The organism is Microbacterium maritypicum MF109 (assembly GCF_000455825.1).
In the GTDB taxonomy this organism is placed as follows: Bacteria; Actinomycetota; Actinomycetes; order Actinomycetales; family Microbacteriaceae; genus Microbacterium; species Microbacterium maritypicum_A.
The window spans coordinates 25643-39989 of the sequence record NZ_ATAO01000124.1; the positions used below are offsets into that span (position 1 = coordinate 25643).

Annotated in this window: 15 protein-coding genes and 1 tRNA gene; 3 read left to right on the forward strand and 13 right to left on the reverse strand. The window is 68.3% G+C overall.

The window, feature by feature from the left end; genetic code table 11:
• Positions 1-80 precede the first annotated feature (80 nt).
• Positions 81-626 carry a type 1 glutamine amidotransferase domain-containing protein gene (locus tag L687_RS27975; RefSeq protein ID WP_021199111.1) on the forward strand — a complete coding sequence of 182 codons (546 nt, stop codon included), beginning with the start codon at positions 81-83 and terminating at the stop codon, positions 624-626.
• Between the two features lie 15 nt (positions 627-641).
• Here the strand turns inward: L687_RS27975 and L687_RS27980 are convergent, their stop codons facing one another.
• Complete coding sequence (locus L687_RS27980; protein ID WP_021199112.1) at positions 642-1157, reverse strand: CGNR zinc finger domain-containing protein; 516 nt, start codon at positions 1155-1157, stop codon at positions 642-644.
• 25 nt (positions 1158-1182) lie between these two features.
• Between L687_RS27980 and L687_RS27985 the strand changes: the two genes are divergently transcribed.
• Positions 1183-1407 carry a hypothetical protein gene (locus tag L687_RS27985; RefSeq protein WP_021199113.1) on the forward strand — a complete coding sequence of 75 codons (225 nt, stop codon included), beginning with the start codon at positions 1183-1185 and terminating at the stop codon, positions 1405-1407.
• Here L687_RS27985 and L687_RS27990 read toward each other — a convergent pair.
• The 12 genes from L687_RS27990 to L687_RS28045 form a co-directional block, all read right to left on the reverse strand.
• A complete protein-coding gene (locus tag L687_RS27990; protein WP_021199114.1) occupies positions 1388-1921 on the reverse strand; it encodes a DUF1697 domain-containing protein in 534 nt (177 codons plus the stop codon). The two genes, L687_RS27985 and L687_RS27990, sit on opposite strands and share 20 nt — an antisense overlap.
• Positions 1918-2499, reverse strand: coding sequence for an isochorismatase family protein (locus L687_RS27995; RefSeq protein ID WP_021199115.1), 582 nt, complete (start codon positions 2497-2499; stop codon positions 1918-1920). Before L687_RS27995 ends, L687_RS27990 begins: the two co-directional genes overlap by 4 nt.
• A gap of 67 nt (positions 2500-2566) precedes the next feature.
• A tRNA-Thr gene (locus L687_RS28000) sits at positions 2567-2639 on the reverse strand.
• Positions 2640-2709: 70 nt separating this feature from the next.
• The gene (locus L687_RS28005; RefSeq protein ID WP_021199116.1) at positions 2710-4263 is read right to left on the reverse strand and encodes an alpha/beta hydrolase; all 1554 of its coding nucleotides are present in this window, start codon (positions 4261-4263) and stop codon (positions 2710-2712) included.
• Positions 4260-5417 carry a DNA polymerase III subunit delta' gene (locus L687_RS28010; protein ID WP_029258704.1) on the reverse strand — a complete coding sequence of 386 codons (1158 nt, stop codon included), beginning with the start codon at positions 5415-5417 and terminating at the stop codon, positions 4260-4262. Before L687_RS28010 ends, L687_RS28005 begins: the two co-directional genes overlap by 4 nt.
• Positions 5418-5488: 71 nt before the next feature.
• Entirely contained in the window at positions 5489-6118 is a 630-nt protein-coding gene (tmk, locus tag L687_RS28015) for a dTMP kinase (protein WP_021199118.1), read from the reverse strand.
• The gene (topA, locus tag L687_RS28020) at positions 6115-8973 is read right to left on the reverse strand and encodes a type I DNA topoisomerase (protein ID WP_021199119.1); all 2859 of its coding nucleotides are present in this window, start codon (positions 8971-8973) and stop codon (positions 6115-6117) included. Before topA ends, tmk begins: the two co-directional genes overlap by 4 nt.
• A gap of 80 nt (positions 8974-9053) precedes the next feature.
• On the reverse strand, positions 9054-9380 hold the full coding sequence (locus tag L687_RS28025) for a hypothetical protein (protein WP_021199120.1): 327 nt from the start codon (positions 9378-9380) through the stop codon (positions 9054-9056).
• Positions 9380-9775: a TadE family type IV pilus minor pilin gene (locus L687_RS28030; RefSeq protein ID WP_021199121.1), complete on the reverse strand. Its 396-nt coding sequence runs from the start codon at positions 9773-9775 to the stop codon at positions 9380-9382. Before L687_RS28030 ends, L687_RS28025 begins: the two co-directional genes overlap by 1 nt.
• On the reverse strand, positions 9775-9972 hold the full coding sequence (locus L687_RS28035) for a DUF4244 domain-containing protein (RefSeq protein WP_021199122.1): 198 nt from the start codon (positions 9970-9972) through the stop codon (positions 9775-9777). Before L687_RS28035 ends, L687_RS28030 begins: the two co-directional genes overlap by 1 nt.
• Before the next feature lie 56 nt (positions 9973-10028).
• Positions 10029-10925 (reverse strand): type II secretion system F family protein, encoded by an 897-nt coding sequence (locus L687_RS28040; RefSeq protein WP_031206959.1) that lies wholly within the window; start codon positions 10923-10925, stop codon positions 10029-10031.
• On the reverse strand, positions 10925-11932 hold the full coding sequence (locus L687_RS28045; protein WP_021199124.1) for a TadA family conjugal transfer-associated ATPase: 1008 nt from the start codon (positions 11930-11932) through the stop codon (positions 10925-10927). The genes L687_RS28040 and L687_RS28045 overlap by 1 nt, the downstream gene beginning before the upstream one ends.
• Before the next feature lie 401 nt (positions 11933-12333).
• Here L687_RS28045 and acs point away from each other — a divergent pair, with 401 nt between their 5' ends.
• Positions 12334-14301: an acetate--CoA ligase gene (gene acs / locus L687_RS28050; RefSeq protein WP_021199125.1), complete on the forward strand. Its 1968-nt coding sequence runs from the start codon at positions 12334-12336 to the stop codon at positions 14299-14301.
• The last annotated feature ends 46 nt before the right edge of the window (positions 14302-14347 follow it).

A 14347-nucleotide genomic window follows, 5' to 3' on the forward strand; every position in this document is an offset into this window, starting at 1 on the left:
CCCCCTTCCCTCCTCCCCCGATCCGGGAGATCGTCGAGTCGTCCCCGAACGGCGGACGACTCTCCAGGAAAGGACGGACGATGACTCTCAGCGGCAGCCGCGTGGCATTCCTCGCGACAGACGGATTCGAAGACAGTGAGCTCACGAGTCCCTGGGATGCCGTGACGGCAGAAGGCGCGAGCGCGACCTTGATCGCTCCGGACGGCGCTGCCATCACCGGCAAGAACGGCCATGAGCAAGCCGTCGATCTGCGCGCAACCGAGACCAGTGCGGACGATTTCGACGCGCTGGTACTCCCCGGCGGCGTCGTCAACGCCGATCACCTGCGCATGGACAAGGCTTCGATCGACCTGGCACGAGCATTCTTCGAGCAGCACAAGCCGGTAGGCGTGATCTGCCACGGTGCGTGGATCCTGATCGAAGCCGGTGTCGTCGACGGACGCACGCTCACCAGCTATCCGAGCCTGACCACCGATCTGCGCAACGCCGGAGCGACGTGGGTGGATGAGGAGGTGGTGGTCGATGAGGGCCTGGTCTCCAGCCGCACTCCCGACGACCTGCCGGCTTTCAACGCGAAGCTCGTCGAGGAGATCGGCGAAGGGAAGCACGCCGTACAGACCGCCTGACGGTCAGGCTCAGGCTCAGGCTCGCGCACGGTGCCGACGCACGGCCGCACGGTTCGCGCAGCGCACGGAGCAGAAGCGCTGGCGGCCGTTGCGGGTCACGTCCGCGACGACGTTCGTGCACGGCGTGGCCTGGCATCGGCCGAGCCGGCTCATTCCCCGGGTGACCAGGTGCAGCGACGTGCCGAGGCTGATGATCGCCCGGAGCACGTAGGGCAGGGACGGGACGTCGTCGCGGTAGTGCAGGTGCCACCCCTCGCCGTCGTGGTTCGTCAATCTCGGATAGGCGGCTGCGGCGGCGAGTTGTGCGTTGAGTAGCACCGCCCGCGCGTCGGGGTCGGGTTGATCCACGATCGCCAGCCAGTCGTCGATGACGGCTCTGACCTTCTCGTGGTCGTCGGCGGCGGGCGGGAACGTCTGCGTCATCCCGAGCTCCAGGGTGCGCTCCTCGATCCCAGCGCGGGTCTCCGGCCAGTCGTTGGCCAGCGACGCGGCGAGCAGCACCGCGTACTCACCGTAAGGGTTGAGATGCATAAGACCATTACATCACGCTGGAAGCATGACCTCGCTGAACACCCTTCCCGTCCCCCGCATCCGCCCCGCCGCCGAGGCGCACGAGCACGCCTGGCTCGTGGAGTCCCGGCATCCGACGAGCGAGGGCGTCGTGCTCTACGTGCGGTGCACCGCCTGTGACACGCGCCGGGTCGACGTGCAGGCGCATTCGCAGACGCCTCCGGCAGCGCTGAGCGGCGAACTGGGCGGCGTCACGCCGTCAGTTCGATGAGCGTGCGCGTCGTCCGCAGGTTACGCGCCGTTCCAGCCACTCCGAGCGCGCGATCGAGCACCGTCTTGGTGAGCTTCGTGGAGTGCACGCCGCCCGCACCGTAATCGATCCACAGGTCGTCGCCGATCAGCGCGATCCGCTCGGTGTCGCGGAGACGCTGCTGCAACGCCTCGATCCCGTCGCCCGAGGGCGCACCCTCCAGGAACATCGCGTGCACGGACTTCACGTCGCCTTCGGGAAACGGCTGGGCGGATTCCGAAGAGACCAGCTGCGCATGAGTGCGGTGGATGACCGGGGTGTCGACGCCGAACTCATCGTGGATGGCCATGCGGACGGCCGCACACGTGGCAGCCGGATGCTCCGGTGTTTCGCAGATGATGTTGCCGCTCGCGATGTAGGTGGAGACGTCGTTCAGCTCGGTCGCTGCCGTGAGCAGCTCGCGGAGGCGCGCCATCGGCACCCTGTTGCGGCCGCTGACGTTGACCGCCCGCAGGAGCAGGACGCTGCGGCTCACGCGTCGGCGCTCTCGACCAGCTCCGCCCCCGCGTGGACGAGTTCGGCGAGTGCGGCGTCGCTGGTCTCCGCGGCGACACCGGCGACGAGGTCGGTGAGGATGCGGACCCGCACGCCGTGCGCGATGGCGTCGAGGGCGCTCGCCCTGACGCAGTGATCTGTCGCGAGGCCCACCACGTCCGCGCTGAGCACACCTGCTGCGGTCAGGATGGCACCGACCGTCTCCCCGGCCTCTGTCTGCCCCTCGAACATCGAATACGCCGGCCTCCCCTGCCCTTTGAGGACGTGGTGCGTCACGGCATCGGTCGCGAGCAGCGGGTCGTACGCCGCCCCCGTGGTCCCCGCGACGCAATGCACAGGCCAGGAGTCGACGTAGTCGGGGGCGTCGGCGAAGTGTCCGCCGTTGTCGCCGTCGGCATCGTGCCAATCCCTCGAGGCGATGATCACCGCGTAGTCGCCCGTGTGGGCGGCGAGGAATGCCGTGACGGCTGCGGCCACCGCATCGCCGCCCGCGACGGCGAGGGCGCCGTCTTCGGTGAAGTCGTTCTGCACATCGACGATGAGAAGCGCTCTGCTCATGCTTCGAGGGTACGCGGTGCGGAACGGGAAAGGCCCCGTGATGTTCTTCGCATCACGGGGCCTTCGGAGCCGCTTGTCAGAATCGAACTGACGACCTTTTCATTACGAGTGAAATGCTCTGCCGACTGAGCTAAAGCGGCGTGCGACGCGTGAGCGGCGCGATCACCGATATTACCCTGTCTCGCGCTCACTCGCGAATCGAGACCGCGATCACTCGCAGCGGAGACCGTCTTCCGGCACGACGTCGTCGAGCAGGAACGCCTCGACCGCATCATCGACGCAGGCGTTGCCCTTGTTGTAGCCGGTGTGGCCCTCGCCGACGCGCGTGATGAGGATGCCTTCTTCGAGCTGGTTCGCGAGCGACTCCGACCACTCGTAGGGGGTGGCCGGGTCGTTCGTGGTGCCGATCACGAGGATCGGACCGGCGCCTTCGGCCTTGATCTCACCCCGCGTGCCCGTGGGCGGGTAGGGCCAGACCGCGCAGGAGTCGGGGCCCGTCCAGTACGGCGCGATCGTCGGGGCGCCCTCGGCGATCTTCGCGTTCGTCGCCGCTTCCGCGGCCGGGTCGTCTTCCACCGGGTAGTCCATGCAGTTGTAGGCACGGAACCCCTCGGCGGAGTTGTCGGTGTAGGTGCCGTTCTCTCGGCCGTTGTAGAAGTCGGCGAGGAACAGTGCCGAGGTCGGGTCGCCCTGAAGAGCCTCGTCGAGCGCCTGCGTGAGGTAGCCCCAGCTGTCCTGCGAGTAGAGCGCGGCGATGATGGCCGTCATCAGCGAGTCGGCACCCAGCATGCGGCCGTCTCCGCTTTTCAGAGGCGTGCTGTCGACGCTCGCCAGCAGTGCGCCCAGATCGGCCATCGCCTCGTCCACGGTGCCGTTGAACGGGCATTCCCCCGAGTCGAGGCAGTCCTGCATGTAGGCGCGCAACGCGGATTCGAATCCGAGCGCCTGGGTCGCCCCGACCTCGAGCCCGGGGACGGCCGGATCGATGGCGCCGTCGAGCACCAGGCGGCCTGCCTTCTCGGGGTACAGCTTCGCGTAGGTCGCACCGAGGAACGTGCCGTACGAGTAGCCGAGGTAGTTCAGCTGCTTGTCGCCCAGCACCGCCCGGATCAGATCCATGTCTCGGGCCGCGTTGACGGTCGTGATGTAGGGCAGGATGCCGTTGCTGTTCGCATCACACGCCTCGGCGAAGGCCTTGTGGGAGTCGAGCAGCTCGGCCTCCCACTCGGCCGTCCCACGGGCAGCGGAAGGAATGCCGTAGAGGTAGTCGTCCATCTGCGGGGCGTCGTAGCACTTCACCGCGGTCGAGTCACCGACTCCGCGCGGATCGAAGCCGATCACATCGAAGTTCTCGATGAGGTCGGCTCCGACCGCGAAGTCGAGGCTGTTGAGGATCAGGTCGACGCCGCTGGCCCCGGGGCCGCCCGGATTCGTCAGCAGCGAACCGACGGGAGTGCCCTCGGCACGGTGCCGGACCACCGAGAGGGTGATCTCGCCCTTGCCCGGGTCCTCCCAGTCGAGAGGGGCCGTCACGTCGGTGCAGTCGAAGCCGACGCCGCACTCGGTCCAGGTGAGATCCTGCGAGTAGAAGGGCAGCAGATCCTCCGCGACGCCCTCGGTGTCGGGTTCGCTGGACGTCGCCGGCCGCGAGGACTGTTCGGGAATCATCGCGTACAGGCACCCCGAGAGTGCGACGGATGCGGCTGCGAGCCCTGCGATGATCGCGGCGGCTCGACGCCAGCGGGAAGTCGATCGGTTGTTCACGGTTTCCTCCCGCTCGTGATCGTCACGAGCAAGCTTTCCAGGGCGAGCAGAGGAGCGACATTGCGCTCCAACGACTGCCGCGTCTCGGCAAGGTGGTCAAGTACGACAAGAGTACGGGTCTCGGACCAGGCGGAAGCGAGGTCGGACAGCTCGGTGCGCAACTCGCTGTTGATGAGGTCGTCGCCCTGTCCGAACTGCACCATCACGACATCGCGGAACAACGACTGCAGATCGGTGAGAACACGGTCGATCCCGTCGCGGAGACTCCGGGTGGCCCGCTTCTTCTGATCGTCTTCGAGCGCGGAGAGCTGCGTGCGCAGCGCCGGCGGCACCGCCTGCCCCTCGGCGATGCCGATGGTACGCAGCAGCGAAGCGCGCTCCTGAGCGTCGCGTTCGGCCGTGAGCGCCTTCGCATCCTCCGTCGCCGCCTGGATGATGCGCCCGGCGACCTCGACGGCATCGCCGACTCCCCTGACGCCGAGGACGGAGCGGAGGGTCTCGTCTCGCCGACGCCGAGCCGCATCGTCGGTGGCCAGTCGCTGAGCCATGCCGATGTGGCGCTGGGCGTGCCGTGCCGCCTGCTCTGCGACGCCCGCATCGACGCCCGTGCGAAGACCGATGAGCCGGGCGACATCGGCGACATCGGGTTCCCGCAACCGCAACGACCGCACGCGCGATCGGATCGTGGGGAGCAGATCGGCCTCGCTCGGCGCGCACAGGATCCACACCGTCTGTTCCGGCGGCTCTTCGAGCGCCTTCAGGAGCACGTTGGAGGTGCGCTCGACCATGCGGTCGGCGTCTTCGACCACGATGACCCGATAGCGCCCCGCAGAGGGCGCGAAGTACGAGCGTTCGACCAGACCGCGCGCTTCGGCGATCGTGATGATGACCTTGTCGGTACGCAGTGCCGTGACGTCGGGGTGAGTACCGGCGAGCACCTGCCGCATCGCATTCTCATCGTCAGGTCGGTCGGCGATCAACGCCGCGGCGAACGCGTACGCGAGGGTGGAGCGCCCGGACCCCGGCGGGCCCGTGATCAACCAGGCGTGCGAGAGCGCGGACGGATCGGATGCGGCGGCGCGGAGAGTGTCGACGGCGGCGTCCTGCCCCCACACATCCGCCCAGGGAAAAGGGGCGGGAACGGTCTGGGGCATGCACTCAGCCTAATCGCGACCACCGACGCCCACCGCACGAGATCGTGGTCGAGCCGACCGGCCAGGTCGGCTCAGTCGAGAAGGGCGTCGACTCCCGCACGGATCCGTTCCGCGATGATCTCCGGCGCGGAGGAGGCATCGACGACGAGGAACCGCTCCTCTTCTTCCTCTGCGAGTGCGAGGAAGGCGTCGCGCACGCGTTCGTGGAACTCCGCCTTCTCGGCTTCGAGCCGGTCGAAGGGCTTGTCGGCGGAGTCCAGACGGGTGCGCGCCGCCGCAGGGTCGAGGTCGAGCAGGATCGTGAGGTCCGGAAGCGCGCCTTCCGCCGCCCAGAGCGACAGGTCTCGGATCTCGGCCGCGTCGAGCACGCGGCCGGCACCCTGATACGCCACGGACGAATCGAGGTAGCGGTCCTGCAGCACGATGTCGCCCCGCTCGAGCGCTGGTCGCACGACGGTGGCGACATGGTGAGCCCGATCCGCGGCGTACAGCAGTGCCTCCGCTCGGGGCGCGATGTCGCCCCGATGGTGCAGCACGATGTCTCGGATCAGCTGTCCCACCTCGGAACCCCCGGGTTCACGCGTGCGGACCACCGTGCGTCCGGCGCCTTCGAGCCACTCGGCGAGCAGATTCGACTGCGTGGTCTTCCCCGAGCCGTCGCCGCCCTCGAACGTGATCCATACCCCGTGCCCTGAGGTCACGAGTCCGCCTTCTCCGCCGCCTTCGCTGCCGCATTGGCCGCACGCGTCGCCGCGGCCTTCTTGGCCGCGGCCGAACGAGCGGCGGACGCGGCAGCGGTGGTCTTCTTCGCTGCCGGCTTCTTCGCAGGGGCCTTCTTGGCGGCGGTCGTCTTGGCGGCTGGCTTGGCGGCGGTCTTCTTGGCTGCAGGCTTCTTGGCAGCTCCGCGCTTGGGGGCCGGGCCCTTGGCACGCTTGTCGGCGAGCATCTGGACCGCAACCTCGAAGGTGATGTCGTCGACGGTCTGACCGCGCGGGATCGTCACGTTCGTCTCGCCATCGGTCACATACGCGCCGAAACGGCCGTCGCGGATGCGGATCGGCTTCCCGCTGACAGGGTCGGCCTCGAATTCGGCGAGCGCGCTGGAGGCCCTGCGGCCTGCGCCGTACTTCGGCTGCGCGTAGATCTCGAGTGCCTGTTCGAGCGTCACGTCGAAGATCTGCGACTCGGACTCGAGCGAACGCGAGTCGGTGCCCTTCTTCAGGTACGGCCCGAACCTGCCGTTCTGCGCCGTGATCTCGTCGCCGGATTCCGGGTCGACGCCCACGACGCGGGGAAGGCTGAGCAGCTTCAGCGCGGTGTCGAGATCGATCTCGTCGACCGACATCGAGCGGAAGAGCGAGGCGGTGCGGGGCTTCGGGGCAGCCTCTTTCTTCGCACCGCGCTTCGGCTTCGGAGCCTCGACGACCTCGCCCGTGGTCTCGTCGACCGCCGCGTCTTCCGACACGGGGTCGTTCTCCTGCACGTACGGCCCGAACCGGCCGTCCTTCACCACGATGATCTTGCCGTTCTCGGGGTTCTCCCCCAGCACGCGGTCGCCGGCGACGGGAGCGTCGATGAGCTCCTGAGCCTTCTCAGCGGTCAGCTCGTCGGGTGCGAGGTCTTCCGGCACGTTGACGATGCGCGGCTTGGCCTCGGGGTTCGCGGGGTCGGCCACTTCGAGATACGGGCCGTACTTGCCGAAGCGAAGCGTGGCCGTGTCGGTGATGCGCGTGGAGTTCAGTGCACGAGCGTCGATCTCACCGAGGTTGTCGACGACCTGGCGCAGACCCACGTGGTTGTCGGATCCGAAGTAGAAGGACTTGAGCCACTCGACCCGGTTCTGCTCGCCGCGGGCGATCGTGTCGAGGTCGTCTTCGAGCGCAGCCGTGAAGTCGTAGTCGACGAGTTCGGCGAAGTGCTCTTCGAGCAGGCGCACGACACTGAACGCGAGCCAGGTCGGCACGAGGGCCTGCCCACGTTTGACCGCGTACCCACGATCGAGGATCGTCTCGGGGATCGAGGCGAACGTCGAGGGGCGACCGATGCCCTTCTCCTCGAGCACCTTCACGAGCGAAGCCTCGGTGTATCGCGGCTTCGGGGTGGTGCGGTGCCCCTTGGCCTCCGCATCCGACACCGCGAGCTGATCGCCGACCGCGACAGCGGGGAGCGACTGGTTCTCCGCGGCGTCCGCGTCGCCGCGCTTCTCATCGCGACCCTCTTCGTACGCCTCCAGGAAGCCCTTGAAGGTGTACACGGTCCCGGAGGCCGTGAACTCGGCCTTCTTGCCCGCGGCGTCGACGGCGATCGTGACCGTGGTGGTCTCGTACTTGGCATCGGCCATCTGGCTGGCGACGGTGCGCTTCCAGATGAGGTCGTAGAGGCGCTGCTCGTCGCGATCGAGTTCCGACGACAGCGAGGCCGGCGTGCGGAAGTTGTCACCGGACGGACGGATGGCCTCGTGGGCCTCCTGTGCGTTCTTGCTCTTGGACTTGTACACCCGCGGCTTCAGCGGCACCGCGGCGTCGCCGTAGAGGGCCACCGCCTGGCTCCGCGCCGCCTGCACCGCCTGGGTGCTCAGCGACGTGGAGTCGGTACGCATATAGGTGATGTAGCCCTTCTCGTACAGGCGCTGGGCGACACCCATCGCCTGCTTCGCGCCCATCGAGAGCTTGCGCCCGGCTTCCTGCTGCATCGTGGATGTCGTGAAGGGAGCGTAGGGGCTGCGGGTGCCGGGCTTCGCCTCGACCTTGGTGACGGTGCCGGCGCCCACGGCGTCGACGGCCTTCGCCAGGGCAGACGCTGCGGCCTCATCGAGGATGACGACGGCCTTCTTGAGCTTGCCGTCGTCATCGAAGTCGCTACCGCGAGCGAGCTGGCCACCGTCGACGCGCACCAGACGGATCTTGAACGAGGTGCCGGTCGCGGCAGCCGCCGCATCGACGTCCCAGTACTCGGCGGAGGTGAACGCCATGCGCTCGCGCTCCCGGTCGACGATCAGGCGGGTCGCAGCGGACTGCACGCGTCCGGCCGAGATGCCTGTCTTCACCTTGTACCAGAGCACGGGCGAGACGTCCCAGCCGTACAGACGGTCGAGGATGCGTCGGGTCTCCTGTGCATCGACGAGGTCGTGGTCGAGTTCGCGTGTGTTGCCGACTGCGGCCTGGATCGCATCCTTGGTGATCTCGTGGAACACCATCCGCTTCACGGGCACCTTGGGCTTGAGGGTCTCGAGCAGATGCCAGGCGATCGCCTCGCCCTCGCGGTCCTCATCAGTGGCGAGCAGGAGTTCGTCGGCGCTTTTCAGCGCGCGCTTGAGTTCGGCGACCGTCTTGGTCTTCCGATCGGAGACGACGTAGTACGGGTCGAATCCATTGTCGATGTCGATGGAGTACTTCCCGTAGGCCTGCTTGTCCGCAGCCGGGATGTCCTTCTTGTCAGCGAGGTCGCGGATGTGGCCGACGGAGCTGAGCACCTCGTAGCCGTCGCCGAGGTATCCCTGAATAGACCGCATCTTCGTCGGGGACTCGACGATGACGAGCTTCTTGCCTTCAGCCAAGGGTGCGTCCTTTCTTCGAAGCACACCATACACACCACTGTGCGGGGTCGTTCACAGTGAGCGAGGTCGCGCTGCCGTCGCTATCCCTCGGGTGGCCCGGCACGGGCTCGGGAGACGGCTGCGAGTCCAGCGTACGCCGCCTGCACCTCCACGGTCGCCACGAAGCCCCTGAGGACACAGCCGGTGAGCACGGCATCCGACGCCCGCGCGACCCTCGCTCCGAGTTCACAGGGCTGCTCGTCGGTCGGCACGGCACCGCTCGCGGCGTCCGCGACGGCGAGCGCCGCGGCATCAGCGGCACCCGCCGCCCGCTGTGCTGTCACCGCAGCCCCGCCGACAGCGGCGAGGCCGAGGGACAGCGTCGCCGCGACGGCGAGAACTCCCGCCGCGAGCGCCGAACCTGCCATCAGAGTCCCCCGTCGAGCGCGCAACTCCTGGCACGAAGAGGCAGACGGAGCACCGATCCGACGGAAACGTCGAGCGACGCGCTGACGCAGACGAGGTCGCCCGAGAGCGAGGATGTCATCCCCGCTCCCGGGACTGCGGACTGCACCACGCGTTTCGCAGTGCCCTGTTCTTCGCCGCGTCCGAGCAGGCGCGCCGCGTCGGCAGAGGCATCCTGCAGCGCCACCTGGCGGGATGCCGTGCCGAGAGCTCCCGCGCCGAGCAGGAACACCAGCACCACCGCGGGAAGAGCGAGGGCCAACTCCGCCGAGACGGATCCGCGGTCGCCCGCGTGTCGCGGCGCCGGCGACACCTCGCCGACGCCACGGGCGTTCCGGGATCGTCTCGTGATCTTCATCACGACACCGTCAGCGCCCGGCGCACGAGATCGGTGAGAATGCCACGCACTTCGTCCGATCGCATGATGACGACGAGGAGTCCTGCGAAAGCCACAGCAGCCATCGTCGTGATCGCGTACTCGGCCGTGGCGGCTCCGGTGTCGTCGCCGAACAACGCCTCGGCGCGCCGTCGATCCAGCAGGGGAATGTTCTTCATCTGTTCCTTCTTTCTGTGGGATGCAGGGCATCGGGGCGTACGGGTGTTCGGGAACGTCACAGCGGCATCGGCGCGGATACGAGGACGCTGAGCAGGAGCGGCGCCACACCGAGAAGGAGGAAAGCCGGCAGCGTGCAGACCCCGAGCGGGAACAACAGGCGTGTCGAGAGCTTCGCGGCACGGAGCCGCCCCTGCACTCTGGCGGCGTGTCGGTCCTGGGCCGCGGATGCCCTGAGCAGCTCGACTGCCGGCACCCCCGCGGCGCGAGAGAGCTCGAGCACGGAGCGAACGCGTTCATCGCCGGTCTCCGAGGGGGACGCCTGCGAGACCAGCTGATGCGCACGATCGATCGAGGCCCCGCCCGACAGTGCGACCGCGACGAGCTCTGCGTGCATCCCGGGGGTGCCGGGCGCCGGTCGTGCCCGCCGCAGCAGGCGCGTCGTCCACAGATGCGCCGCGGCGACGAGGAGCAGGCCGACGGTGACGCAGGCGGCGCCGAGCACGTTCCCGAAGATCACTCCGATGGTGTCGAACCCGAGTGCGAACCCGAGGAGCACCCCGGCGAACGGCATCCACAGCAGCAGCCGTGCGGTTCCTGCGGGTTCGGCGAGTGCGATGCGCACATCGTCAGCCGCGGCCTCGGAGTCTCGCAGCGTCTCCGCGATCATGCGGAGAACCTCGGCGAGCGGCGCCCCCACCGTCGTCGCGATCTCCCAGGCGGCGGCCAGATCGATCCATGCCCCGCCCTCAGCCTCGATGGCCTCGAGAAGCGGCACGCCACGATCGAGGCGGTCGACGACAGCCCGCGCCTGCGGATCATCGGCCTCGGCCAGGTGGCGCCACGCGATGACCGGCGCAGCCCCCGCCTGCAGCAGCACGGCCAGCGTCTGCACCGAGGTCGCGGCATCCGTCGCGCCGGCCGACCCTCGTCGCCCCACACGGCCCCACCGCATCACCACGGCTGCACTTCCTCGATATCGAGACGATCCCCGACGATCACGAGACGCCCCGCCTGCCGGATGCGACGGGTGCCCCCGGGGGCGCGGTCGAGGTGGAGGACGATCGTGAACGCGCTGACCGCCTGCCGCGCGAGAGCGATCGCGTCCATCCCGGCGAGGGCGCCGAGGGCTTCGAGCCGCGCGGGGACGTCGCGGAGCCCGCTCGCGTGCAGAGTGCCCGCACCCCCGTCGTGACCGGTGTTGAGGGCGGTGAGCAGCTCCCGGACCTCTTCACCGCGGCACTCCCCGACCACCAGCCGATCGGGACGCATCCGCAACGACTCGCGCACCAGTCGCGCCAGAGAGATGCCGCCCGCGCCCTCGAGGTTCGACTGCCGCGCTTCGAGGGCGACGTGATGCGGGTGACGCGGACGCAGCTCGGCGACGTCTTCGATCGTGACGATGCGCTCCGTCGACGACACCTCCGACAGCAGCGCCGACAGCAGCGTCGTCTTGCCCGTTCCGGTTCCCCCGGTGATGAGGATGTTCGCCCGCTCGGCCACCAGCCCGAGCAGCCAGGCATGCTGGCGCGCATCGAAGGCACCGAGAGCGGCGAGCGCGTCGAGATCCGCGACACGTACGCGGGGAATGCGTATCGAGAGGGCGGTTCCGGTGGTCGATACCGGTGCGAGGACCGCATGAACCCGGACGCCGGAATCGAGACGGACGTCGACGCAGGGCGCCTGGTCGTCGATATGGCGTCCCCCGAGACCGACCAGTGCGACGGCGAGGTCGCGGACCTCCCGCTCCGAAGCCCTCCACCCCGGTGCGGGCTCTGCTCCACTCCCGCGGTCGACGAACAGCCCGCTCGCCCCGTTCACGAACACATCGGTGACGGCATCGTCGAGGTGGGTGAGAAGCGGCCCGAACGCCGGATCCAGGCGACGGGTCTCGGGCGGGGCTTCCCCTTCGGGCGCAGCCGAACGAACTCCCCTGGGCTGGATGACGAAGGAATCAGGCATGGACGCGACGCTATGCGCGGCCGTCGTGTGGGAAAGGCGTGAGGCGCGGGTCGGCTCAGCGCCTGTGAATAAGACCACTCATCCGCCCACGGTGCAGGCGACGCCTCCGGCGGAACCCGGCACGGCAGGGAGCGCTCCCAAAGGAATGGGCGGCATCTCACGGGGGGAATGAGATGCCGCCCACGACGAACCACGATTGGGGGAATCGGGCACGCCAAGGCCGGAATGAGAATTCGGCTGTCGTCGAGTGTACGCAAGGCGACCGTCCTGACAAAACCGGCCGCACTACCGACTTTCGGCAGTATGCGACAGGAGGCCGCGGAGATAGATTCGCCATGACCTGGTCGCCACCCCCACGACCATGCTCGTAAGACCCGTATGCCGCAAAGGAGCGCCTGCCGATGAGCAGCCAGATCGATCATCTTCTCGACGAGACCCGGAAGTTCCCGCCGTCGGAGGACTTCGTCGCCCACACCATCTCCTCGCCCGAGCTGTACGAGCGTGCCGCCGCCGATCGCGAATCCTTCTGGGGTGAGCAGTCCCGAGAGCTGGTGCACTGGCACAAGCCGTTCACCCAGGTGCTCGACTGGAGCAACCCGCCCTTCGCGAAGTGGTTCGAGGACGGCGAGCTGAACGTCGCCTACAACTGCCTCGACCGTCATGTCGAAGCAGGCAACGGCGATCGCGTCGCCCTGCACTGGGAAGGCGAGCCGGGCGACTCCCGCCGCATCACGTACGCCGAGCTCACGGACGAGGTCAAGCGCGTCGCCAACGTGCTCGAAGGTCTCGGCATCGGCCAGGGCGACCGCGTCGCGATCTACCTGCCGATGATCCCCGAAGCGATCGCCTCGATGCTCGCGGTCGCTCGCCTGGGAGCGATCCACTCCGTCGTGTTCGGCGGCTTCAGCGCCGACAGCCTGCGTTCGCGCATCGACGACGCCGGCGCCAAGCTCGTCATCACCGCCGACGGCGGCTACCGCAAGGGTCGCGTCTCGGCGCTGAAGCCGGCCGTCGATCAGGCCCTTGCCGACCGCGGCGACGGCGAGCAGCAGACCGTCGAGCACGTCCTCGTCGTCCGCCGCGGCGAGAACGAGGTCGACTGGACCGACGGACGCGACATCTGGTGGCACGACGCCGTCCCTGCCGCCTCCACCGAGCACACGGCACAGGCGTTCCCCGCCGAGAATCCGCTCTTCATCCTCTATACCTCGGGCACGACGGGCAAGCCCAAGGGCATCCTGCACACCTCAGGCGGGTACCTGACCCAGGCGGCGTACTCGCACAAGTACGTCTTCGATCTGCACCCGGAGACCGATGTGTTCTGGTGCACGGCCGACATCGGCTGGATCACCGGACACAGCTACGTCACGTACGGCCCCCTCGCCAACGGCGCGACCCAGGTGCTCTACGAAGGCACACCGGATGCCCCGCACCCCGGCCGCTGGTGGGAGATCATCGAGAAGTACAAGGTGTCGATCTTCTACACCGCGCCGACCGCGATCCGCTCGTTCATGAAGATCGGCCGCAGCGTCCCCGCGAAGTTCGATCTGTCGTCGCTGCGACTGCTCGGCTCGGTGGGAGAGCCCATCAACCCCGAGGCATGGATGTGGTACCGCGAGGTCATCGGGGCGAACAAGACCCCGATCGTCGACACCTGGTGGCAGACCGAGACCGGCGCGATCATGGTGTCCGCTCTTCCGGGAGTCACCGAGACCAAGCCCGGTTCCGCGCAGGTGCCTCTGCCCGGGATCTCTATCGACGTCGTCGACGAGAGCGGCGTCGAGGTCGGCAACGGCAGCGGCGGCCTCCTCGTGATCACCGAGCCCTGGCCCAGCATGCTGCGCGGCATCTGGGGCGACCCCGAGCGCTACCGGGAGACCTATTGGGAGAAGTTCGAAGACCAGGGCTACTACTTCGCCGGGGATGGCGCGCGCCTCGACGACGACGGCGACCTGTGGCTGCTGGGTCGCGTCGACGACGTCATGAACGTCTCCGGACATCGCCTGTCGACCGCGGAGATCGAATCGTCGTTGGTCGCGCACGAAGCGACGGCCGAGGCCGCCGTGGTCGGTGCCTCGGACGAGACGACCGGTCAGGCAGTGGTGGCCTTCGTCATCATCAAGGAGAGCTATCTCGCCGCGCACGAGCCTGCCGGCCTCGCCCAGCAGCTGCGCCTCTGGGTGGGAGAGCAGATCGGCGCGATCGCCCGCCCGCGCGATGTCTACATCGTGGGTGAGCTGCCGAAGACCCGCTCCGGGAAGATCATGCGGCGCCTGCTCCGCGACGTCGCCGAGGGCCGCGAGGTGGGTGACACGACGACCCTCGCCGACACCGCGGTGATGAGCATCATCTCGGCGCAGGTCAAGTAGAGCCACCCGGACGAGACAGAAAACGCGCCTCCCCCGACGGGGAGGC